The sequence below is a fragment of the Acidovorax sp. GW101-3H11 genome, from assembly GCF_001633105.1.
GTDB lineage: Bacteria > Pseudomonadota > Gammaproteobacteria > Burkholderiales > Burkholderiaceae_C > Acidovorax.
On the sequence record NZ_LUKZ01000009.1, the window covers coordinates 1,249,234 to 1,270,045 of the forward strand.

General features: G+C 66.5%; 21 protein-coding genes. 6 read left to right on the forward strand and 15 right to left on the reverse strand.

What is annotated here, in order from left to right:
• Window positions 1-44: 44 nt before the first annotated feature.
• On the forward strand, window positions 45-380 hold the full coding sequence (locus tag A1D30_RS11720) for an Mpo1-like protein (protein WP_063460781.1): 336 nt from the start codon (window positions 45-47) through the stop codon (window positions 378-380).
• Window positions 381-470: 90 nt separating this feature from the next.
• On the opposite strand, the gene A1D30_RS11725 is transcribed toward A1D30_RS11720, so the two are convergent.
• A complete protein-coding gene (locus tag A1D30_RS11725) occupies window positions 471-1,733 on the reverse strand; it encodes a YihY family inner membrane protein (protein ID WP_063460782.1) in 1,263 nt (420 codons plus the stop codon).
• A 21-nt stretch (window positions 1,734-1,754) separates the two neighbouring features.
• On the opposite strand from A1D30_RS11725, the gene A1D30_RS11730 reads away from it, so the two are divergent.
• Entirely contained in the window at window positions 1,755-2,195 is a 441-nt protein-coding gene (locus A1D30_RS11730) for a DUF2069 domain-containing protein (protein ID WP_063460783.1), read from the forward strand.
• A gap of 55 nt (window positions 2,196-2,250) precedes the next feature.
• Window positions 2,251-3,675, forward strand: coding sequence for an FAD-binding oxidoreductase (locus tag A1D30_RS11735; RefSeq protein WP_063460784.1), 1,425 nt, complete (start codon window positions 2,251-2,253; stop codon window positions 3,673-3,675).
• Between the two features lie 33 nt (window positions 3,676-3,708).
• Here the strand turns inward: A1D30_RS11735 and A1D30_RS11740 are convergent, their stop codons facing one another.
• The 10 genes from A1D30_RS11740 to A1D30_RS11785 all read right to left on the reverse strand — a co-directional run bounded on the left by A1D30_RS11740 (window position 3,709) and on the right by A1D30_RS11785 (window position 15,568).
• Window positions 3,709-5,004, reverse strand: a complete 1,296-nt coding sequence (locus tag A1D30_RS11740) for a serine hydrolase domain-containing protein (protein ID WP_242421860.1) — start codon at window positions 5,002-5,004, stop codon at window positions 3,709-3,711.
• A gap of 187 nt (window positions 5,005-5,191) precedes the next feature.
• Window positions 5,192-6,205, reverse strand: a complete 1,014-nt coding sequence (locus A1D30_RS11745; protein WP_063460785.1) for a PfkB family carbohydrate kinase — start codon at window positions 6,203-6,205, stop codon at window positions 5,192-5,194.
• 28 nt (window positions 6,206-6,233) lie between these two features.
• On the reverse strand, window positions 6,234-7,781 hold the full coding sequence (gene xylB, locus A1D30_RS11750) for a xylulokinase (RefSeq protein ID WP_063460786.1): 1,548 nt from the start codon (window positions 7,779-7,781) through the stop codon (window positions 6,234-6,236).
• A gap of 160 nt (window positions 7,782-7,941) precedes the next feature.
• Window positions 7,942-8,874 (reverse strand): AraC family transcriptional regulator, encoded by a 933-nt coding sequence (locus A1D30_RS11755; RefSeq protein ID WP_063460787.1) that lies wholly within the window; start codon window positions 8,872-8,874, stop codon window positions 7,942-7,944.
• A gap of 29 nt (window positions 8,875-8,903) precedes the next feature.
• Entirely contained in the window at window positions 8,904-10,295 is a 1,392-nt protein-coding gene (gene dalD / locus A1D30_RS11760) for a D-arabinitol 4-dehydrogenase (RefSeq protein ID WP_063460788.1), read from the reverse strand.
• A gap of 19 nt (window positions 10,296-10,314) precedes the next feature.
• A complete protein-coding gene (locus A1D30_RS11765) occupies window positions 10,315-11,049 on the reverse strand; it encodes an SDR family oxidoreductase (RefSeq protein WP_063460789.1) in 735 nt (244 codons plus the stop codon).
• Window positions 11,046-12,098 carry an ABC transporter ATP-binding protein gene (locus A1D30_RS11770; RefSeq protein ID WP_063460790.1) on the reverse strand — a complete coding sequence of 351 codons (1,053 nt, stop codon included), beginning with the start codon at window positions 12,096-12,098 and terminating at the stop codon, window positions 11,046-11,048. The genes A1D30_RS11765 and A1D30_RS11770 overlap by 4 nt, the downstream gene beginning before the upstream one ends.
• A gap of 49 nt (window positions 12,099-12,147) precedes the next feature.
• Window positions 12,148-12,987 (reverse strand): carbohydrate ABC transporter permease, encoded by an 840-nt coding sequence (locus A1D30_RS11775; protein ID WP_063460791.1) that lies wholly within the window; start codon window positions 12,985-12,987, stop codon window positions 12,148-12,150.
• A 145-nt stretch (window positions 12,988-13,132) separates the two neighbouring features.
• Window positions 13,133-13,996, reverse strand: coding sequence for a sugar ABC transporter permease (locus A1D30_RS11780; RefSeq protein WP_063460792.1), 864 nt, complete (start codon window positions 13,994-13,996; stop codon window positions 13,133-13,135).
• A 240-nt stretch (window positions 13,997-14,236) separates the two neighbouring features.
• A complete protein-coding gene (locus A1D30_RS11785) occupies window positions 14,237-15,568 on the reverse strand; it encodes a sugar ABC transporter substrate-binding protein (protein ID WP_063460793.1) in 1,332 nt (443 codons plus the stop codon).
• A 438-nt stretch (window positions 15,569-16,006) separates the two neighbouring features.
• On the opposite strand from A1D30_RS11785, the gene A1D30_RS11790 reads away from it, so the two are divergent.
• Window positions 16,007-16,294, forward strand: coding sequence for a hypothetical protein (locus tag A1D30_RS11790; RefSeq protein WP_063459199.1), 288 nt, complete (start codon window positions 16,007-16,009; stop codon window positions 16,292-16,294).
• Window positions 16,295-16,386: 92 nt separating this feature from the next.
• Window positions 16,387-16,680 carry a hypothetical protein gene (locus tag A1D30_RS11795; RefSeq protein WP_063460794.1) on the forward strand — a complete coding sequence of 98 codons (294 nt, stop codon included), beginning with the start codon at window positions 16,387-16,389 and terminating at the stop codon, window positions 16,678-16,680.
• Between the two features lie 164 nt (window positions 16,681-16,844).
• On the opposite strand, the gene A1D30_RS11800 is transcribed toward A1D30_RS11795, so the two are convergent.
• The 4 genes from A1D30_RS11800 to argC form a co-directional block, all read right to left on the reverse strand.
• Window positions 16,845-17,528: a pentapeptide repeat-containing protein gene (locus tag A1D30_RS11800; protein ID WP_063460795.1), complete on the reverse strand. Its 684-nt coding sequence runs from the start codon at window positions 17,526-17,528 to the stop codon at window positions 16,845-16,847.
• A gap of 76 nt (window positions 17,529-17,604) precedes the next feature.
• The gene (locus A1D30_RS11805) at window positions 17,605-17,955 is read right to left on the reverse strand and encodes an SMR family transporter (RefSeq protein ID WP_063460796.1); all 351 of its coding nucleotides are present in this window, start codon (window positions 17,953-17,955) and stop codon (window positions 17,605-17,607) included.
• On the reverse strand, window positions 17,952-18,530 hold the full coding sequence (locus A1D30_RS11810) for a TetR/AcrR family transcriptional regulator (RefSeq protein ID WP_063460797.1): 579 nt from the start codon (window positions 18,528-18,530) through the stop codon (window positions 17,952-17,954). Before A1D30_RS11810 ends, A1D30_RS11805 begins: the two co-directional genes overlap by 4 nt.
• Window positions 18,531-18,728: 198 nt before the next feature.
• On the reverse strand, window positions 18,729-19,667 hold the full coding sequence (gene argC / locus A1D30_RS11815; protein WP_063460798.1) for an N-acetyl-gamma-glutamyl-phosphate reductase: 939 nt from the start codon (window positions 19,665-19,667) through the stop codon (window positions 18,729-18,731).
• A gap of 137 nt (window positions 19,668-19,804) precedes the next feature.
• On the opposite strand from argC, the gene A1D30_RS11820 reads away from it, so the two are divergent.
• The gene (locus tag A1D30_RS11820; protein WP_063460799.1) at window positions 19,805-20,692 is read left to right on the forward strand and encodes a LysR family transcriptional regulator; all 888 of its coding nucleotides are present in this window, start codon (window positions 19,805-19,807) and stop codon (window positions 20,690-20,692) included.
• Window positions 20,693-20,812: the final 120 nt, after the last annotated feature.

The following is a 20,812-nucleotide window of genomic DNA, read 5'->3' on the forward strand; positions in this document are numbered from 1 at the left end:
GGATCACCATAGATCACAGGCAGACCGCCCACCAGGAGACAACGATGGACATCAGCGCCCCCCACACCGCCACCGATCCGCGCAGCTTCAAGAGCTTCGCGGAGTTCTACCCCTTCTATCTGGGCGAGCACAGCAACCGCACCTGCAGGCGCCTGCACTTCGTGGGCTCCACGCTCACCCTGGTCTGCCTGGCCATGCTGGTGGCCACGGGCAAGCCGCAGTACCTGCTGTATGGCCTGCTCTGCGGCTATGGCTTTGCCTGGGTGGGGCACTTCGGCTTTGAGAAGAACAAGCCCGCCAGCTTCAAGCGCCCGCTCTACAGCTTCATGGGCGACTGGGTGATGTACAAGGACATCTGGACGGGCAAGGTGCCGTTCTGATCTGAAAATTCAAGCAAAAATGGCCGCTACCGCGCGTCCATCATGCGCTTATAGCTACATATTTTATAGCAATCAAAGCGCAGCAGCAGTTCATCCGGCCTGCGCGGCGCTCTCCAGCACATCGGCCATGCGCAGCGTCTCCAGGCCCGCGCGCTGCCACAGCGGGGCCAGGCTCTGGGCGCGCTCCAGCAACAGTTTCTGCACCAGGGGCGCCAGCGGCGTGCGAGCCGGATCGGCCAGCAGCACGTAGCGCGGCTCGGGCACATCCGAGGCGCTCACTGCGGCATCGGCCACCTCGCCCGCCCAGTCGAGCGCCGTCAGGGCTTCGAGCACGGGTTCGAGCTGCAGCACGTCCACGCGCAGCAACTGCGCGAGCTGGCTGGGGCGCAGGCCTTTCATGGGCTGGCTGCGCGCGCGGTGCAGCTCCTGCAGCACCTCGATGGCAAGCTGGAACGTCCAGCCCGCCACCGTGCCGCGCCGCGCCACGCCCGCCAGCAGGCTGGGCAGGTAGGCGGTGACCACGGCCCCCAGCAGCACGATGACCCAGGCCACATAGATCCACACCAGCAGGATGGGCAGCGTGGCAAACGCGCCGTACACCACCGAATAGGTGGGCACCTTGCCCAGGTACAGCGCCAGCACCTTCTTGGCCAGCTCGATGCACACGGCCACAAACAGCCCGCCCGTCCAGGCATGGCGCCACTTCACCGGCGTGTTGGGGACATAGTGGTACAGCGACGCCATGCCCCCCGCCAGCACCACAAACTGGATCGAGTCGAACAGCAGCTGCACCCCATCAGGCAAGCGCTTGACCAGCCCGCCCGAGGCCGACATCACATACGAGGTGAGCGCCAGGCTGGCACCCATCAGCAGCGGGCCCAGCGTGATGGCCGCCCAGTAGATCAACACCCGCTGCCCCAGTGGGCGCAGGCGCTGCACGCGCCAGATGTCGTTGAGCGTGCGGTCGATGGTGAGGATCAGCGCCAGCGCCGTGGCCAGCAGGATGCTGAAGCCCGCCACCCCCAGGCCGCTGGCCTTGGAGGCAAACTGGTTCAGGTAACCAATCACCTGCCGCGAGATGCTGTCGGGCACCAGGCTGCTGACCAGCCAGCCCTGCAGCGCATCCTGCAGCTTGCCGAAGATGGGGAACGCGGTGAACACCGCCAGCGCCACGGTAAAAAATGGCACCAGCGCCAGGATGGTGGTGAAGGTCAGGCTGCTGGCCGTGAGCCCCAGGTGGTCCTCACGAAAGCGTTCGCGCAGTGTCTGGGCCGTGGTCTTCCACGGGAAGTGCGACAGCTCATTGATCAACGCTTCGGTGCGCGACGCGACTGTCTGTATGGAAAAAGGCATGGCCGATATGATGCCACCCCAATGACTGCATCCCCTTCTGCCCCCGCGTCCCCTCTCACACCATCCGACAACGGCGTCGCCGCCACCCGCTGGGTGGCCACCGGCAGCCTGCTGGCCCTGATTGTTCTGTGCCTGGCCTGGGAGCTGGTGCTGGCCCCCTTGCGCCCCGGCGGTACCTGGCTGGCCATCAAGGCCCTGCCGCTGTGCATTCCGCTGGCGGGCATCCTCAAGAACCGCATGTACACCTACCGCTGGGTGAGCCTGGTGATCTGGCTGTATTTCACCGAAGGCGTGGTGCGCGGCTGGAGCGACAAGCCGCCATCGCAATGGCTGGCCTGGGCCGAAGTGGCGCTGTGCCTGGTGCTGTTCACGGCCTGCACGCTGCATGTGCGGCTGCGCCAGCGCAACGCCAAGGCGGCCGCAGCCGCTGCAGAGGCCAGCGCAGCTGCCCCCGCCCCCTGACGAGCCCTGTGCAATCCCCGCCCTGCCCTTTTCAACGCACTGCCCCCCTTTGCCCATGACCACTTTGCTTGACACCCTGCGCGCCATCGTTGGCCCCACCCATGTGATCACCGAGGGCGACCTCACCGCCTGGGAACAGGACTGGCGCCGCCGCGTGCGCGGCAAGGCCCTGGCCGTGGTGCGCCCCGCCAACACGCAGGAAGTGGCCGCCGTGGTCAAGGCCTGCGCGGCGGTGGGTACAGCCATCGTGCCCCAGGGCGGCAACACGGGCTTGGCCGTGGGCTCCACGCCCGATGACAGCGGCACGCAGATCGTGCTGAGCCTCACGCGCATGAACGCGGTGCGCAGCGTGGACACCGACAACCTGACGATGACGGTGGAAGCAGGCTGCATCCTGCAAAACCTGCAGGACGTGGCGCAGAACGCGGGCGTGCTCTTCCCCCTGAGCCTTGCGGCCGAGGGCAGCTGCACCATTGGCGGTAACCTGGGCACCAACGCGGGCGGCACACAGGTGGTGCGCTACGGCAATGCGCGCGACCTGTGCCTGGGCCTGGAAGTCGTCACCGCCCAGGGTGAGGTGTGGGACGGCCTCAAGGGCCTGCGCAAGGACAACACCGGCTACGACCTGCGCGACCTGTTCATCGGCAGCGAAGGCACGCTGGGCATCATCACCGCCGCCACGATGAAGCTCTACCCCCAGCCCGCTGCCAACCTCACGGCATGGGCTGCGGCGCCATCCATGGAGCACGCCGTGGCGCTGCTGGGCCTGGCGCACAAGCAGCTGGGCGCGGGCCTCACGGGCTTTGAAGTGATGGGCCAGTTTGCGCTGAGCCTGGTGGGCAAGCACATGCCGCAGCTGCGCGTGCCCTTCCTGGGCGACGACAACGCGCCCTGGTGCGTGCTGCTCGAAAACTCCGACAGCGAATCCGAAGAACACGCGCGCGCACGGTTTGAATCGCTGCTGGAAACCGCGTTTGAAATGGGCTGCGTGACCGACGCCGTGGTGGCCGAGAACCTCACGCAGGCCCACCAGCTGTGGCACATCCGCGAGAGCATTCCGCTGGCCCAGGCCGAAGAGGGCCTGAACATCAAGCACGACATCTCCATCCAGATCTCGCGCATTCCGGCCTTCGTGGCGCACACCGACGCGGTGCTGCAGCGCGAGATCCCGGGGGTGCGCCTGGTCAACTTCGGGCACCTGGGCGACGGCAACCTGCACTACAACGTGCAGGCGCCGGCAGCAGGCGACCCCAAGGCCTTCCTGCGCGAGCAGGAAGCACGGGTGAACCATCTCGTGTACGAAGCGGTGGCCGAATTCGGCGGCTCATTCTCGGCCGAACACGGCATCGGCGAACTCAAGGCCGACAAGCTCGCCAAGTACCAATCGCCCGTGGCGCTGGGCATGATGCGCGCCATCAAGCAGGCGCTCGACCCGCAGGGCGTCATGAACCCGGGACGTGTGCTGGGTCACCCCGGCTGAGGCGGCCCGCCGCGCCCGCGCCGGGGTCGCGGGCTAGCGCTCCACTGCCGCGTAGACCAGATTGCGAAGCACCGAGCGGTACACGGTGCGCTGCTTGGGCGACTGCATCATGAACACAACGAACAGGTCAGACTTCGGATCGACCCAGAAATAGGTCCCACCCGCACCGCCCCACCAGTAGTCGCCGGCGGGCGTGATCCACGGCGATTCGCCCGTTGCGGTGCGTACTGCAAAGCCCAAGCCGAAACCATGTCCCGCGCCTGGCAGGTACAGCGGCGTCCGGGCCACAGAAGTGCCGAGGTGGTCGCTTGTCATGTACTCCAGCGTCTTGGGGCTCAGGAAACGCTTGCCATTGAAGGTGCCGCCATTGCGCAGCATGCTCAGAAAACGCACGTAATCGTCGGCGGTGGACACCAGTCCGCCCCCGCCTGACTCGAATTTTTGCGCGACACGCGGGTTGCCCACGGTGGCACCGGCACCAATCACACGGTCCTCGGCAAACGGCTCGGCAATGCGGGCCTGACGCGCCGGATCGGTGACATAGAACGCGGTATCGACCATGCCCAGAGGGTCCAGCAGGCGGTCCTTGAGCACGGCGAACAAGGGCTTGCCCTCCACCACCTCCAGCACCCGGCCCAGCACATCCGTGGAATAGCTGTAGTCCCAGGTGCTGCCGGGCTGAAAGTGCAAGGGCAAACTGGCCAGTTTGTTGGCGAACTCCTCATTGGTCATGTCAGCGCCCAAGCCGACGCCCGCATCCAGATAGGCTTTCTTGACCAGCGACTCTCCAAAAAAGCCATAGGTGAGCCCCGAGGTATGGCGCAGCAGATCCTGCACCGTCATCGGACGCCGCTGCGGCTCCTGCACCAGGGTCTTGGCGCCCGAGGCGTCGGTGCGTTCCACGCCGACCCGTGTCGCGGCAAACGCCGGGATGTAACGCGCCACGGGCGTTTCCAGCGTGAGCTTCCCCTCCTCCACCAGCATGAGCGTCGCCACAGAGACCATGGGCTTGGTCATCGAGTAGATGCGAAACATGCTGTCACGCGCCATGGCGGCCGGCGCCGCGGGGTCCTGCCGGCCTCGCACATCGCTGTAGACGAGCTTGCCGTTGCGCACCACCATCACCACCGATCCCGGGACGCGACGGGCATCAATTTCGCCTTGCAGCCAGGTCCCGATCCGCGCAAGACGGGCGGGTGACATGCCCTCGGTTTCCGGCGCCGCAGTGGGCAGCGCCTGGGCGCCCAGGCTCCAGGCGGCCAGGCCCAACAGCGGCGCCACCAGACAACGCAGGACCGTTCGACGCACAGGCAAAGCAAGATTCATCATGGCGACATCTTTCTACGATAGTGGACTCTGCATGGTTCTGCAGCGGCCCTACCGCCCCCTGTCGCCAAGGGGTCAACTCCAGGGTTTGCCCTAGGGATCCTCTGCACGAATCACCGCGCCGTGTGCATCTGCGGATTCGTGCAGAGGATCCCCAGGCTGGCGCTTCAACCCTCGGCACGGCTGAGCGCTACCGTGCCAGCGCCCGGGCCTGGGCGGCCTCCCACGCTGGCGGCACACAGCCCTGCTCCATCACACACAGGCTGGCGCTGGCCAGCGCATGGCGCAGCGCCTGCTGGCAGGCGTCGGCCGTCAGCCCGTCCACAAACTGCGCAAAACTCGCAAGCTCGGCGGCCTGCGACTGCCGCAGCAGATGCGCCAGCAGCCCCGCCAGAAAGCTGTCGCCCGCACCCACGGTGTCCACCACTGGCAGCGGCTGGGCCTCTTTGGCAAAGCACTGTGCGCCGTTGCGGTGCAGCAGCCACGCGCCTGCAGCGCCCAGCGTCAGCGCCAGCAGGTGCGCCTGTGGGTGGGCAGCGAGCAGGTGCTGTGCGCGGGCCAAGGCATCCCCACCCGGCACGGCCAGGTGCTCCAGGTCTTCGTCGCTGGCCTTGATGATGTGGGCGTGGGCCAGCGCGGCGTGCACGGCGGTGCGGTAGGCCGCCAAGTCGGGCATGACCGAGGGGCGCAGGTTGGCATCGACCACCACGCAACAGCCTGCGGCGCGCTGGGCGGCCAGCCACGGCAGGTAGATGGCGGTGTCGCGCGCGTCGAGCGCCAGGGCGCCGGTGCAGACCAGCTGCAGCGCGGGCAAGGCGGTGCAGCTATCGCCCAGACCTGCTGCAGACACGGCACGGTCTGCCACGCCTTCGCGGTAGAAAGCGTAGTCGGGGTGGCCGTGTGCATCGAGGTTGACCACGGCGAGGGATGTGACTTGCTGCACGGGCTCGGGCTGGGCCAGCACCACGCCGTCGGCCACCAGTTGCGCCGCCAGCTCGCGGCCAAAGCGGTCGCGCGACAAGGGGGTGAGGTACTGCGTGCCCACACCCTGCCGGGCCAGCGCGCGGCACAGGTTGTAGAGCGCGCCACCCAGGCACGGCAGGTAGCTGCCATCGGGGCGGCGGATGAGGTCGATGAGGGCCTCGCCTGCGATGGCTGCGTGGATGGGCGCTGTAGCGGTAGAGGTGTTGGGTGCAGAAGTCATTGTGGCTTGGGGGGAAGCAGGCAGCGCGTCAGAACTGCGATTGCAGCGCGGGGTACAGCGCGACAAAGCGGGCATACCGCTCGGCCAGCAGGGCTTGTTGTGCAGGCTGCGGCATGAAGGTGGCATCGGCAGGCAAGGGCTGGCACCAGTGGGCTTCGTCACCACCGCAGGCCATGGCCGCCAAGCGGGCCGCGCCCAGGGCGGCGGCTGCATGTGCGCCCTGCGGGCGCTGCAGTGGGGTGCCCAAAGCGCTGGCCAACAGCTGTGCCCAGGGGTTGCTGCGGGCGCCACCACCGACCAAAGCCAGGGCGCTGTCGGTGGCGCCTGGTGCTGTACGGGCTTCGACAAGCTCAGCCTGAACGGGGGTGGTCGAACCAACCGCCTCACCCGCAGCCCTGCCCTGCCCTGCCCCTGCAGCGCGCATCGCGTTGAGACCATCCAGCAGGCCAAAGCCCACGCCTTCCATCACGGCATAGGCCAGGTCCGCCGCTTCGTGCTCGGCCCGCAGGCCCATGAACACGCCGGTGGCAGCCGCGTTGTTGTGCGGCGTGCGCTCGCCACTCAGGTAGGGCAAAAACAGCGGGGCCTGCGCCTGGCGGCTGGTACTGAGGGCACCCACGGCGTCGGACAGTTGCGCCTCGTCACTGCGCCCCGTGAGCCGTGTAACCCAGCCAAACGCGCTCGCCGCGCTGAGCATCACCGACATGTGGTGCCAGCGCTGCGGCAGTGCGTGGGCAAAGGCGTGCACGGCGCGCTCGGTGGCGGGCGCAAAAGCGTCCGTCACGCGAAAGACCACGCCCGATGTGCCCAGCGACACAAAGCCCTGTCCCGCAGTGCGGGCGCCCACACCCACGGCACTGGCAGCGTTGTCGCCTGCACCTGCCGCCACGACCACGCCCTCCCCGAGCCCCCAACGGCGCGCTACGTCGCTGCGCAGCGTGCCGGTGGGCGCGCTGCCCTCGGCCAGCTTGGGCATGTGCGACACGTCAAGCCCGCAGGCCTGCAGCATGGCCGGACTCCAGGTGCGCGCCTGCACGTCCAGCCACAGCGTGCCCGATGCGTCGGACATGTCGCTCACCGCATCGCCGGTGAGCTGCAGGCGGAGCCAGTCCTTGGGAAGCAGCACGGTGCGGACCTGCGCAAACACGGCAGGCTCGTGCGTGCGCAGCCACAGCAGCTTGGGGGCGGTGAAGCCGGGCATGGCGAGGTTGCCGGTGATCTGGCGTGATGTGGGCACTGCATCTTCCAGCTGTGCACATTCGGCGCTGGCGCGGCCGTCGTTCCACAAGATGGCCGGGCGCAGCACATGGCCCTGCGCGCCCAGCACCACGGCGCCATGCATGTGGCCCGAGAGGCCGATGCCCCGCACTTGTGCCCACGCGGCGGGGGCCTGGGCGCGCAGCTGCGCCACGGCGGCTTCCACGGCGGCCATCCAGTCGGCGGGGTTCTGTTCGCTCCAGGTGGGCTGGGGGCGGTGCTGGGGCACGGCCGCATCGGCCGTGGCGACCAGAGTTTGCGCGCCATTCAGCAGCAGGAGCTTGACACCCGAGGTGCCCAAATCGATTCCGAGGTACATGGATGCTTGGTTGGGTCAGTAGGCTGCTGCGCGGGTGAAACGGGTCAACGCGGGTGGTGCGCCCTGGCTTCGACAGGCTCAGCCCGAACGGTAGGGACGGGAGCAGTGCCCGCAGGCCAGCGCTCGGCCCCGCAGGGTCAGCCCACGGCACGGGGACACGTCACACCTTGCCAAATCTCCCCGCCCCCTGCTTGCGAAATTCGCTGGGCGTCATGCCCTTGATGTCCAGGAAGCGGCGGTTGAAGTTGGCCATGTTGTTGAAGCCCACGTCGTACGCGATGTGGGTGATGTAGCGGTCGGACTCCATGAGCAGCTGGCACGCGCGGTTCACGCGCACCAGGTTCACGAAGTCGGTGAAGGTGTTGCCCGTGGCGCGCCGGAAGAAGCGCGAGAAGCGGCTCTCGGTCATGCCCAGCTCCTGCGCCAGGTCGGCGGCGGCCAGGGGGTCGGCCAGGTGGTCGGTGATGCGGCTCACGATGGCGTTGATCTGGTCGAGCTGGGCGTCGTTGTCCTCGCTTTGCAGCTGCGTGCTCGACAGCAGGCGAAAGTCGGTGCAGCGGGCCAGGTCGCTCAAGAATTCGCAGAACGCGCCGAACCGGGCCAGGCCCTGGCGCGCCTTGATGCGGTGCCAGTGTTCCTGGGCCTGCGACTCCATGCCGAAGAACTCGATGCCGTGGCGCGCGCGCTCCAGCAGGGGCAGCACCTCGCGCAGCTCGGGAATGCTTTCGCTGCTGGCCACCAGCGGCGCGTGCGAGAACTGGATCACCAAATCGCGCAATGGCACGCCGCCTTCGGGCAGGTCCATGCTGATCCAGTTGTGCGGCAGACGCGGGCCGGTCAGCACCAGGTGGCCGGGCTGGAATTGCCCGATCCAGTCGCCCACAAACACCTTGCCCGAGGTAGCCGTGATGAGGTGCAGCTCGTACTCGTCGTGGTAGTGCCAGCGCGCCAGTGGCGTGGGAAACCCGTGGGCCAGGCAGCGGATAAAGCCCGCAGTGTCTGGCGACTCGTAGCCCAGCGCGGGCGAGCGCACATAGTCGTGCTCCAGCTCAGGCTTGGTCTGGCGCGGGGCGGTGGGCGTTTTCACGGTCATGGCGGTGGTGGGCTGAAGTTACACCAGCATCAGGCGCTTGTCCGCTGCGCCACAAAGGCCAGCACGCGGGCGTAGGCTTTGCGCAAGGTGTCCACCAGCCGGGGGTGGCTGGCCATCTCGCCCCACAGGGTCGTGTCGGCTGCGTAGGCCGCCACCGGATCGGCAGCCTCGCAGATGGCATGGGCCACGGCAGGGTCCATGGCCTGGTCCTGGTAGGTGTAGGGGATCTGCCCGGCATGCCAGCGCTGCAGGTAGGCCAGGAACAGCGCGGGCAACACGGCCACGCTGTCGAAAGGTTGATTGCGCGCCAGCTTGTCGCGGATGGTGGGCGCGATCATGCCGGGAATCTTGGAGAACGCGTCCATGGCCACGCGCTGGTTGGTGTCCGCGATGGCGGGGTTGCCGAAGCGGTCCAGCACCACGTCGCGGTAGGCCTCCAGGTCGATGGGGCACGGCAGCAGGACGGGGATCGCGTCGTCGGTGACGTAGTCGTGGGCCATCTGGCGGATGGCGGCATCGTGCGTGCCTTCGTGGATGTATTGGTAGCCCGCGAGCGTGCCCGCCCAGGCAATGCAGCTGTGGGTGGCGTTGAGCAGGCGGATCTTGGCCTCTTCGTGCGCCTGCACCGACTGCACCATCTCGACTCCGACCTTTTCCCACGCGGGGCGGCCTGCGATGAAGTCGTCTTCAATGACCCACTGGATAAAGCTCTCGCCCATCAGGGCCGCCTTGTCATCCCAACCGGTCGCAGTCTTTACCCGCTCGGCCACGTCGGGCGTGGGGCGCGGCGTGATGCGGTCCACCATGGCGTTGGGGCTGGTGGTGTTCTGCTCCACCCAGCCTTTCAGCGGCGCATCGCCCAGTGCGTCGATGAACTGCAGCAGCCCGCCGCGCGAGCGGTCGCCGTTGTGGCGCAGGTTGTCGCAGTTCATCAGCGTGACCGGGCCCGCGCCCGCCCGCATGCGCGCACGCAGGATGCTGGCCAGGCCGCCGTAGATGGTGTGGCCCGCCTGCCCTGCCTGCACCGTCGCAAGGTCGGCGCGCAGGTCGGCAAAGGTGGCCCAGTCGAGCTGGTTCGCGGCGTCGAGGTAGTAGCCCGCCTCGGTCACGGTGAAGCTGATGATGCGCGTGGCCGGATCGGCACCGGCGGCGATCAGCGGAGCCAGGTCGTCCTGGTACGGGATCACGCGCTGGATCGATTCGATGACGGTGTAGCTACGCTCGCCCTGGGGCGTGACAGTTTCGAGCGTGTAGCGCCCGCCCTGCGCCTGCAGGGCTGCAATGGTGTCGGCCATGTCGGGGCGCAGGTTGCCGCCTGCGATGGCCCAGTCCGTGCTGCCTTGCTGGCGCAGCTGGTGCATGTAGACGGCCTGGTGCGCGCGGTGGAAGGAGCCCAGGCCCAGGTGCAGGATGAAATTCATGGTGCGTGAAGACAGGGTTCTAGAGGTCGAAATTCGTCGGCATCATCACGACGTCGCGGATGGTCATGCCGCGCGGACGGGTGAGCATGAACAGCACCACCTCGGCCACTTCGGCCGCCTCGATGAGGCTGCCGCTGGCCTTGGCCTCGGCGAGTTTTTCCGCAGGCCAGTCGGCCAGCAGCGAGGTGATGACGGGCCCGGGCGAGATCGAACCCACACGGATGCCGTGCTTGAAGACCTGGCGGCGCACGGTCTGCACGAAGCAGTTGACCGCCCATTTGGACGATGCGTAGACAGGCTCCCACGGCGTAGGGAAATGCGCGGCCAGCGAGCTGGTGACGATGATGTCGCCCGTGCCGCGCTCGATCATGTGCGGCAGCACGTTGTGCACGTTCTTCATCACCACGTTGACGTTCAGGTTCAGCATGCGGTCGATGGCATCGGGGTCGGCATCCACCAGATCGCCGCCCACATACAGGCCCGCGTTGGCATGGAAGATGTCGAGCTGCCCCGCGAGCGCCAGCGTGCGCTGCAGCAGGCTGGCGCACTGTCGGGCATCGAGCAGGTCGAGCACCAGCGGCAAGGCGTTCGGGCCGATCGTTGCGCATGCCTTGGCCAGTGCGGCCTCGTCGCGGTCGATCAGCACTACGCGTGCGCCCGCGTCGGCCATGGTCTGGGCGCTGGCAAAGCCTATGCCCGAGGCCGCGCCGGTGATGGCGGCCACTTGCCCCTGCAGATTGCGTGCGGCGCTCATGCCGCGTGCCCCGCCACGACGCGGCCCGCCGTGTCGAACCAGTGCGCTTGCGATGCATCGATATCGAGGCTCACGGCATCGCCTACGCGCAGGTCGGTGCGGTCGTTCTGGCGTGAGACGAACTGCGCCCCGCCAGGCGTGGTCACGTAGATCAGCGTCTCGGCGCCCAGCGCTTCGATCAGGTCCACCTGGCCGCCCACCGGCGTGGCGCCGGTGGTTCGCACCGTGATGTTCTCGGGGCGCAGGCCGATGGCGCCTACGGCGGCACCAGCGGGGGCGGCTGGCGCCTGCTGCTGCACGGGCTGCGGCAGCTTGTCCACGGGCACCACGTTCATCTGTGGTGTGCCGATGAACTGGGCCACGAACTGGTTGGCGGGCTTGTCGTACAGCTCCAGGGGCGTGCCCACCTGCTCGATGATGCCGTCGCGCAGCACCACCACGCGGTCGGCCAGCGTCATGGCTTCGACCTGGTCGTGCGTCACGTAGATGGTGGTGGCGCCCAGGTCGCGGTGCAGCTTGGCGATCTCCACCCGCGTCTGGCCGCGCAGCGCCGCGTCGAGGTTGGACAGCGGCTCGTCGAACAGGAACACCTTGGGCGCGCGCACGATGGCGCGGCCGATGGCCACGCGCTGGCGCTGGCCGCCCGACAGTTCCTTGGGCGTGCGCTGCAGGTACTGGGTGAGGTTGAGGATGCGGGCGGCGTTCTGCACTTTTTCGTCGATCACCTGCTTGTCCACCTTGGCGAGCTTGAGCGCGAAGCTCATGTTCTCGTAGACGCTCATGTGGGGGTACAGCGCGTAGCTCTGGAACACCATGGCCAGGTCGCGCTTGCTCGACGGCTGGTCGGTGATGTCGCGGCCGTCGAGCATGAGCGAGCCGCCGTCGATGGCTTCGAGCCCCGCGATCAGCCGCAGCAGCGTGGATTTGCCGCAGCCCGACGGGCCGACGAAGACGATGAACTCGCCCTGCTGGATGGTGAGGTCGATGCCTTTGATGGCGCGGTGCTCGCCGAAGAATTTTTCGATGCCGCGCAGTTGAAGGTAGGCCATGGAATCGGGTTCCTGAATGCTTTGAAAACTGGGAGATAAACGCTGCGCTTTACTTGACCGCACCGAACGTAAGACCTTGGACGAGCTGCTTCTGGCTAAACCAGCCAAACACCACGATGGGTGCAATGGCCATCAGCGATGCGGCGGACAGCTTGGCCCAGAACAGGCCTTCAGGGCTGGAGTACGACGCGATCAACGTGGCCAGCGTGCCGGCCTTGGCGGCGCTGAGGTTCAGGCTCCAGAAGGCTTCGTTCCACGACAGCACCAGGCACAGGAGGCCGGTGGATGCCAGGCCGCCCATGCCCAGCGGCAGCAGCACCAGGCGCACCTCCTGCCACAGCGTGGCGCCGTCCATGCGCGCGGCCTCCAGGATCTCGTGCGGGATGTCCTTGAAGTGCGAGTACAGCATCCACACCATGATGGGCAGGTTGGACAGCGCGAACACGATGATGAGCGCGAGCTGCGTGTCCAGCAGGTGGCTCTTTTGCGCCAGCACGTAGATCGGCACCAGCGCACCCACGGCGGGCATCATCTTGGTGGAGAGCATCCACATGAGGATGTCCTTGGTGTACTTGCCCTTGAAGAAGGCCATGGCATAGGCCGCAGGGGCGGCCAGCATCAGGCCCAGCACAGTGGACAGCACGCTGGTGATGACCGAGTTCTTGGCGTACAGCAGGTAGTCGCTGCGCTCCTGCACCTCGTGAAAGTTCTCCAGCGTGGGCGTGAAGACGAACAGCGGTGGCACGGCGATGGCCTGCAGCTCGGTCTTGAACGCGGTGAGGAACAGCCACCCCAGCGGGAAGAACAGCAGCAGGGCCACGCCCCAGGCAGCCGCAGTGCGCAGGGCCAGCAGGCCGAGCGGGAAGTTGGAACGGCGTCGGACGGTCATGATGTTCTGTGTTGTTGTGCACTGATGGATTTGGAGGGACCAAGAAAGCTCAGCGAAGCGGTTCTGGCTAGGCGCTGCGTCGCAGGCAGTACGGGTAGTACGACAAGACGCAGCAACGACGCCAGAAGAGTTTTATTGGTCACTCCTATTTGTCGAGGTTCTTGCCGACCATGCGGATCAGGAACACGGCCGCGATATTGGCCAGCACCACCGCAAACAGTGCCCCGGCCGAGGCCACGCCCGCATCGAAGTTGAGCAGCGCCTGCTTGAAGATCAGGAAGGTGACGTTGGTGCTCGCATCGCCGGGCCCACCGGCGGTGGTCGTGTAGATCTCGGCAAAGATGCTGAGCAAGAAGATGAGTTCGATCATGACCACCACGGCCACCGAGCGACCCAGGTGCGGCACGTACAGGTAGCGCAGCTGCTGCAGGTAGTTGGCGCCGTCCATGCGCGAGGCTTCGAGCTGCTCGTGGTTCATGCTCTGCAGCGCAGTCATGAAGATCAGCGTGGCGAACGGCAGCCATTGCCACGACACCATCACGATGACCGAGAACAGCGGGTGGTCGGTGAGCCAGTCCACCGGCGCCGCGCCAAAGAAGATCCACACCTGCGCGAGCACGCCGTAGATGGGGTTCATCATCATGTTCTTCCACATCAGTGCGTTGACCGTGGGCATGACGAAGAACGGCGAGATCAGCAGCACCCGCACGATGCCCCGGCCCGGGAACGGCTCGTTGATGAGCAGCGCAATCGCCACGCCCAGCACCACGGTGATGAGGATCACGCTGCCCAGCAGCAAGATGGTGTTGACCACCGCCGTGCCGAACGAGGGGTCGGTGACGAAAAACTCGAAGTTCTCCAGCCCCGCAAAGCCCGTCTGGTCGGGCTGCATGAGGTTGTAGCGGATGAGCGAGAAGTAGATCGTCATCACCAGCGGCACGATCATCCACAGGAAGAGCGTGGCCATGGCTGGCGTGAGCAGCAGGCGGGGGAGCAGGCGGCGGTTCATGGAGAGTCCGTCAAAGCAGCGGAAAAATGCAGCGGAGAAAGGGCAGGCAGTGGCATGGGCGATGGGCGGCGAAGTCCGCAACTCCACAAGTCCCCCAAAAACCGTTCGGGCTGAGCCTGTCGAAGCCGGGGCGTCCTGTGCGAACGGCCCTTCGACAGGCTCAGGGCGAACGGTGAGCAAGTGACAGCAGGGGCCAGGTAAATCCACGCGGCGTCTCCACATGGCCCCACACCTGGTCTCTTACTTGTAATACCCCGCCTTTTTCATTTCACGATCAGCCGACACCTGCGATGCCTTCAGCGCCGCATCCACCGTCGTCTTGCCCGCCAGCGCGGCGCTCATCTGCTGCCCCACCGCGATGCCGATGGCCTGGAACTCCGGGATCGCTGCGAACTGCACGCCCACGTACGGGCTCTTGGGCAGGGTCGAATCGGTCGGGTTGGCCGAGTCGATGGCGACCTTCTCTGCAGCTGCAAAGCGGGCGGCCTTCTGGAACTCGGGCGATGCATAGGTGCTCTTGCGCGTGCCGGTGGGCACGTTGGCCCAGCCGTTGGTCTTGGCCACGAGCTGCACGTACTCCTTGCTGGTGGACCAGGTGATGAATTTCTGCGCGGCGTCCACCTTCTTCGAACCAGCCGGGATGGCCAGGTTCCAGGACCACAGCCAGTTGGCACCCTTGGGCGTGTTCATGGTGGGGGCCTGGGCAAAGGCCATCTGGTCGGCCACCTTGGACTGCTTGGGATCGCTCACGAACGATGCGGCGATGGTCGCGTCGATCCACATGCCGCACTTGCCCGAGTTGGTCAGCGCCAGGATCTCGTTGAAGCTGTTGGCCGACGAGCCGGGCGGGCCGTAGTTCTTGAGCAGGTCCACGTAGAAGGTGATCGCCTCCTTCCAGGGCTTGGATTCGAGTTGCGGCTTCCACTGCATATCGAACCACTGGCCGCCAAAGGTGTTGACCAGCGTGGACAGGAAGGCCATGTTGTCGCCCCAGCCCGGCTTGCCGCGCAGGCAGATGCCGTACACGCCGTTCTTGGGGTCGTGGATCTTGGCGGCCAGGTCCTTGATCTGCGGCCAGGTGGGGCGCTCGGGCACCTGCACGCCGGCCTTGTCGGCCAGGTCCTTGCGGTACATGAGCATGGAGCTTTCGCCATAGAACGGCGCTGCAAACAGCTTGCCGTCGATCGACAGGCCGTTGCGCACGGCGGGCAGCAGGTCGTCCACGTCGTACGCGGCGTCGGTCTTGAGCTCCTGCAGCCAGCCCTTCTTGCCCCAGATGGGGGCTTCGTACATGCCGATGGTCATCACGTCGAACTGGCCGCCCTTGGTGGCGATGTCGGTGGTGACGCGCTGGCGCAGCACGCCTTCTTCGAGCGTCACCCACTTGAGCTTGATGTCGGGGTGGGCCTGCTCGAAGTTCTTGCTGAGCTTTTGCATCTCGATCATGTGGCCGTTGTTCACGGTGGCAATCACGAGTTCGGTCTGCGCATGCGCAGCGGCGCCGCACAGCGATGCCGCCAGGGCAGCAGCGGCCAGGGCCAGGCGGGTGTGTGGACGGGTGGAACGGGGCATCGGAACGTCTCCTGCGTAGTTGGTATGGATCTGCCATTCAACGCCGGTCGGATCACGGCATTGATGGGCTGAACGATACCGATGCTCTGATGCTCAGTTGATACTTTGAAAAGCCATACACATACTAATTTTCGCCAGAATCTCAGGATTTATACCTAGATCTATCAATTGGGTATGTGCATTGTGGGCCTGGGATGCCTGCCCTGGCCCTGCGGGGCGCTGCGCCAATTCGGCACAGGCGCGCGCTTCGTGCGCGCCCACTGTTTCCAAAACTGGAACAGTCAGTTTGCGACTGAGCGGTTTTTCCCTGAACACCATCGGCGTACAGTTCAACCCATCGATGAGCCGAACCCGCAAGGCGACTCACCGAACCCGGTTCAGGATTGGTTTTTTGACCCGGTTTTTTTGAGACGCTTTTTAACTTCAAGGATTTTCATCATGAACAACACCGCACGTTTCCTCTCCATCGCCGCTGTCGCTGCTTTCGCCTCTTTTGGTGCCCACGCTGACGAAGCTGATGCTTCGCAGTTCGCCACGAAGTTTGAAACCAACCGCACCCGCGCCGAAGTGGCCGCTGAAGCCGCCACCGTCGCCCAGACCCGCAGCATCGAACCCGCTGGTTCGCGTGTCGTGACCTACAAGAGCACCGCCGATCGCGCTGCTGTGCGTGCCCAGGCTGCYGAYGCTGTGCGCACCGGCCAGATCGCTTACGGCGAGCGTGGTTGATTGGTCAGCGCCTGATTCGCTGAATCCACCGCTCTTCCTGTTTCGTATTGCCCAGTACATCCCTCTTTTTTGAATTTCACCGGAGTTTCACCATGAACAAGACCGCWCGYWTCCTCTCCATCGCCGCTGTGGCTGCTTTCTCTGCCTTCGGCGCCCACGCTGACGAAGCCGACAGCTCGCAATTTGCCCTGAAGTTCGACACGAACCGCACCCGCGCCGAAGTGGCTGCTGAAGCCGCTACCGTGGCCCAGACCCGCAGCATCGAACCCGCTGGTTCGCGCGTGGTGACCTACAAGTCCACGGCCGACCGTGCCGCTGTGCGTGCCCAGGCTGCTGAAGCCCTGCGCACCGGCCAGATCCCTTCGGGCGAATTCAGCGCCATGTAATCGGTTGACGCAGTTGCGGGCCTTCCCATGGTGGTGGCACGCCGCGTTGGCGGGGTGCTGCTGCCATGGGGAGTGTTTTTCCCCGGGGCTGCAAATCAAACAGATCGGGCTCCCATCGGGAGCCCTTTTTGTTGGGGCTTGTGGCTGCGCCGCCCCGGGGCGGCTCATACAACCCGAATGCCCAGGCCGCTGACCAGCGCGGCAGCCTGGTCGGTCGAGAGGATCGCGCCCTTGAAGAACTGCGCCAGCGCGGTAATGCGCAAGCCGCCGAGGTCTGCAGCCCGCAGATCGGCACCATCAAACCGCGCGTTTTTGAGGTGGGCATCGCGCAGGCTGCCACCTTCAAAAATGGCGTCCCGGAAGTCGCAGCCCGACACATCGGCATCGGACAGATCCAGTTGTTCAATGGTTTGCTTGCGAAACGAGATGCCCCGGAGGTCGGCGCCCACCAGCAGGGAGTCGTGAAAGCCCAGGCCCAGGGTCTGCGCCTCGCGAAACTGCGCGCCCGTCAGTTTGACTTCGGCAAACCGTGCCGAGGCGAGCGTGGCTCTGGTCCAGTCGGTGTTGTTCAGGTCACAACGGTGAAAACGCGCATCGCTCAGGTTTGCAAGCTGGAAACGGGCCGCCCCGGCGCGGCAGTCCAGCCAGCGGGTATCGCTCAGGTTGGCCTTGTCCAGCACCGTTTCTGCCAACGAGCAGCCCAGGAACTGGGCACCCCGCAGCGCCAACCCCGACAGGTCGGCGCCATCGAAGGCGCAGTGCTCAAAATGCAGCACGGCATGCGGGTCTGCGGCCAGGTCTGCCAGGTCGGCGCGGGACAGGGTCAGGTCGGCAAGGGTGGTGGTCATGGGGCGGGCTGGTCAAAAACAAAGGCGTGTGTGCGCCGCGGACGACGGTGGTGCCGGCACGGTGGTGGTGCAGAGGTCAGTGGCCCACGCTGCGGGAAAACAGGTTCACCACCAGCACGCCCGCCACAATCAGGCCCAGCCCCAGCACGGCGGGCGCATCGAGGCGCTGCCCGTACAGCAGCCAGCCCACGGCAGAAATCAGCACGATGCCCACCCCGGACCAGATGGCGTAGGCAATGCCGATGGGCAGGGTGCGCAGCGTGAGCGATAGCAGGTAGAACGACACCATGTAGGCCACGGCCGTGACCAGGCTGGGCACCAGCCGCGTGAAACCGTCCGACGCCTTGAGCGCCGAGGTGCCCAGCACCTCCGCCAGGATGGCCAGGCCGAGCAGCAGGTAGCTGGAGGCGGGCGTGGCGGCGCTCATGGCTGCACCTCGCCACCGCAGAGCTTCAGCAGCAGCGCCAGCAGGTCTGCCCGGCGCTGTGCGCTGAGTTCGTACACATCCAGCATTTGTGCAAACCAGAAGCCGTCGCCCGCCAGGCGGCACAGGAGCAGCAGGTTGGCGGTGTCTGCGTCGGGCCCATCGGCTGCCAGGGCGGCTTGCATCGCGGCGTGCCAGCGCTCCCGGCAGGCGGGGGAGGTGAGTGCCAGCAGGCCGATGGCGCGCTGGGTATCGACCCGGTTGCAGTCGGCCTGGCCATCGAAACAGGTGCGGATGTAGGCGCGCGCGTGGCGGCCGGGGGTGTCGGCTTCCTGTTGCAGGGCAGTGCCGTAGCTGTGCTCAAACTCTTCAAACAACTGCTCGGACAGCGCATCAAGCAAGGCCTGCTTGCTGCGAAAGTGATGCTGCAGGCCCCCCTTGGTCACGTTGGCGCGGTGCGCCACGGCCTCCAGCGTGACGGCGTGAGGGCCCTCGCGCACCAGCAGGTCGCGCACCACCGCCAGCAACTGGCTGCGGATTAGTTGGGGCTGTTTTGGTCGGCGGTGGGCTTCGGGCATTTAACAAACCATCTGGATGGATTGTTTATTGTAGAGACCGGTGCTCTTCGGATTCAGGAAAGCCCCCGCAGCACCGTGAGGGCTTTGTTGGGCACCCCGGCGGGTGCCCAGAGCCCATGCCCGCCGCCCCCTCTGCGCCACACAACACGGCAGGCGGGCCGCCGGGCCCCGGGGCGGTGGGTCGGACCATGTGGGTGGCTACCGCGCGAAGCGGCCCAGCATCAAATCCAGGTTCTGCACTGCCGCGCCCGAGGCGCCCTTGCCCAGGTTGTCGAACACGGCCGTGAGTAGCACCTGCCCGTGCCGCGCGTTGGAGAACACGCCCAGCCGCAGCTGGTTGGTGCCATTGAGGGCCTGCGGGTCGAGGTGTTCGGCGGCTTCGGCCTGCGCCAGGGGCATGACCTCGACATGGGCAGCGCCCGCGTAGTGCTGTTGCAGACAGGCGTGCAGCCGCTCGCCGCTGGCACCCGCAGGCAGCTGGTGCACAAACAGGGGAATGCTCAGCACGATGCCCTGGCGGAACGCGCCGTAGGCGGGCACAAAAATCGGGCGCTGGGCCAGGCCCGCGTGCTGTGCGATTTCGGGCGTGTGTTTGTGCTCCAGCTTCAGTCCATACAGCTGAAAGGCCGGGGCCTGCGCGCCGCCAGGGCCTTCGTGCTCCTCCACGCGCGCCCGCCCGCCGCCCGAGTAGCCCGATACCGCGTGCACCGTGACCGCATGCTCGCGGCCCAGCAGGCCGGCCTGCACCAGGGGGCGCAGCAGGGCCACGGCCCCCGTGGGGTAGCAGCCGGGGTTGCTCACCCGCTGGGCGCTTGCGATGCGTGCAGGCTGCGCGGCGTCCAGTTCCGGAAAACCATAGACCCACTGCGGGTCGGTGCGATGCGCCGAGCTGGCGTCAATCACCTGCACAGCCGGGTTGGTGATGGCGGTCACGGCCTCACGCGCAGCCCCATCGGGCAGGCACAGGATGGCGATGTCGCAGTGGTTGATGGCCTCGGCGCGGCGGGCCGCGTTCTTGCGCTCGGCGTCGGGCAAGGTCAGCAGGTGCAGGTCGGTGCGGCCACGCAAGCGCTCGTGGATCTGCAGGCCGGTGGTGCCCTGGTCGCCGTCGATAAAAACAAGGGGAGAGGTGGTCATGGGATGGGCTCCGGGTGCTTGCCGTGGCATCCATGGTGGGATGAACGAGCGGGGTGGGGGATGCGCAATCTTCGGCGCCGGTCTAAACTTTGAAAAGTTGAATTTCACAAACATCAGCATCAGGTTTACTGAACGTCATGCGCGAACTCAACCTCGACCGGCTGCGCACCCTGGTCACGATTGCCGACCTCGGCTCCTTTGCCGAGGCCGCACGCGTGCTGCACCTGGCGCCGCCCACGGTCAGCCTGCACATCGCCGACCTGGAGGCCCACATCGGCGCCCCCCTGCTGGTGCGCAAGCGCGGCGAGGTGCGACCGTCGGGCGTGGGCGAGGCGCTGGTCGAGCGCGCGCGGCGCCTGCTGGCCGACGCGGACGAAACCCTGGACCTGGTGCAGCGCCAGGTGCAGGGGCTGGCCGGGCGGGTGCGCCTGGGCGCATCCACTGGCGCCATTGCGCACCTGCTGCCGCAGGCGCTGGAGGTGCTGGGCCAGCACCACCCAGGCGTGGATGTGCAGGTGGCGGTGCTGACTTCGCCAGAAACCATGGCCCGGCTGGCCAGCGGGGCGCTGGATATCGGCCTGGTGGCGCTGCCGCAGCCCGCCGTGCGCGGGGTGGCGGTGCTGCCCTGGCGGCGCGATCCGGTCATGGCCTTTGTGCCTGCCGCCTGGGCATCGCCCCGGCGCGCCACGCCCCGCTGGCTGGCAGGCCAGCCGCTGATCCTGAACGACGAGGGCACCAGCCTGTCGCGCCTGTGCAAGGAATGGTTTGCCCAGGCGGGCGAGCACCCCCGGGCGCGCATCCAGCTCAACTACAACGACGCCATCAAGAGCCTGGTGGCCGCCGGTTATGGCGCCACGCTGCTGCCCCACGAGGCCCCGTCTGCCGCGCCCCTGGACCCACGCATCCGCATGCTGCCCCTGCAGCGCCCGCTGTGGCGGCCGCTGGGCATTGCCCACCGCGAAGGCGGCGTGGAGCGCGCCACCCAGCATGTGCTGGATGTGCTGTGGCAGCAGAAACAGGGTTGATGCGGCCGGGCATGGGTTGTCGGCGCGGCCTTTCCTGCCGGTGGCTCAATGCGCCCCCGGTGAGAGTGGGCTAAATTATGAGAAAAATAGGCCGTTTGCGCGCGACCATATTGGTTTTTT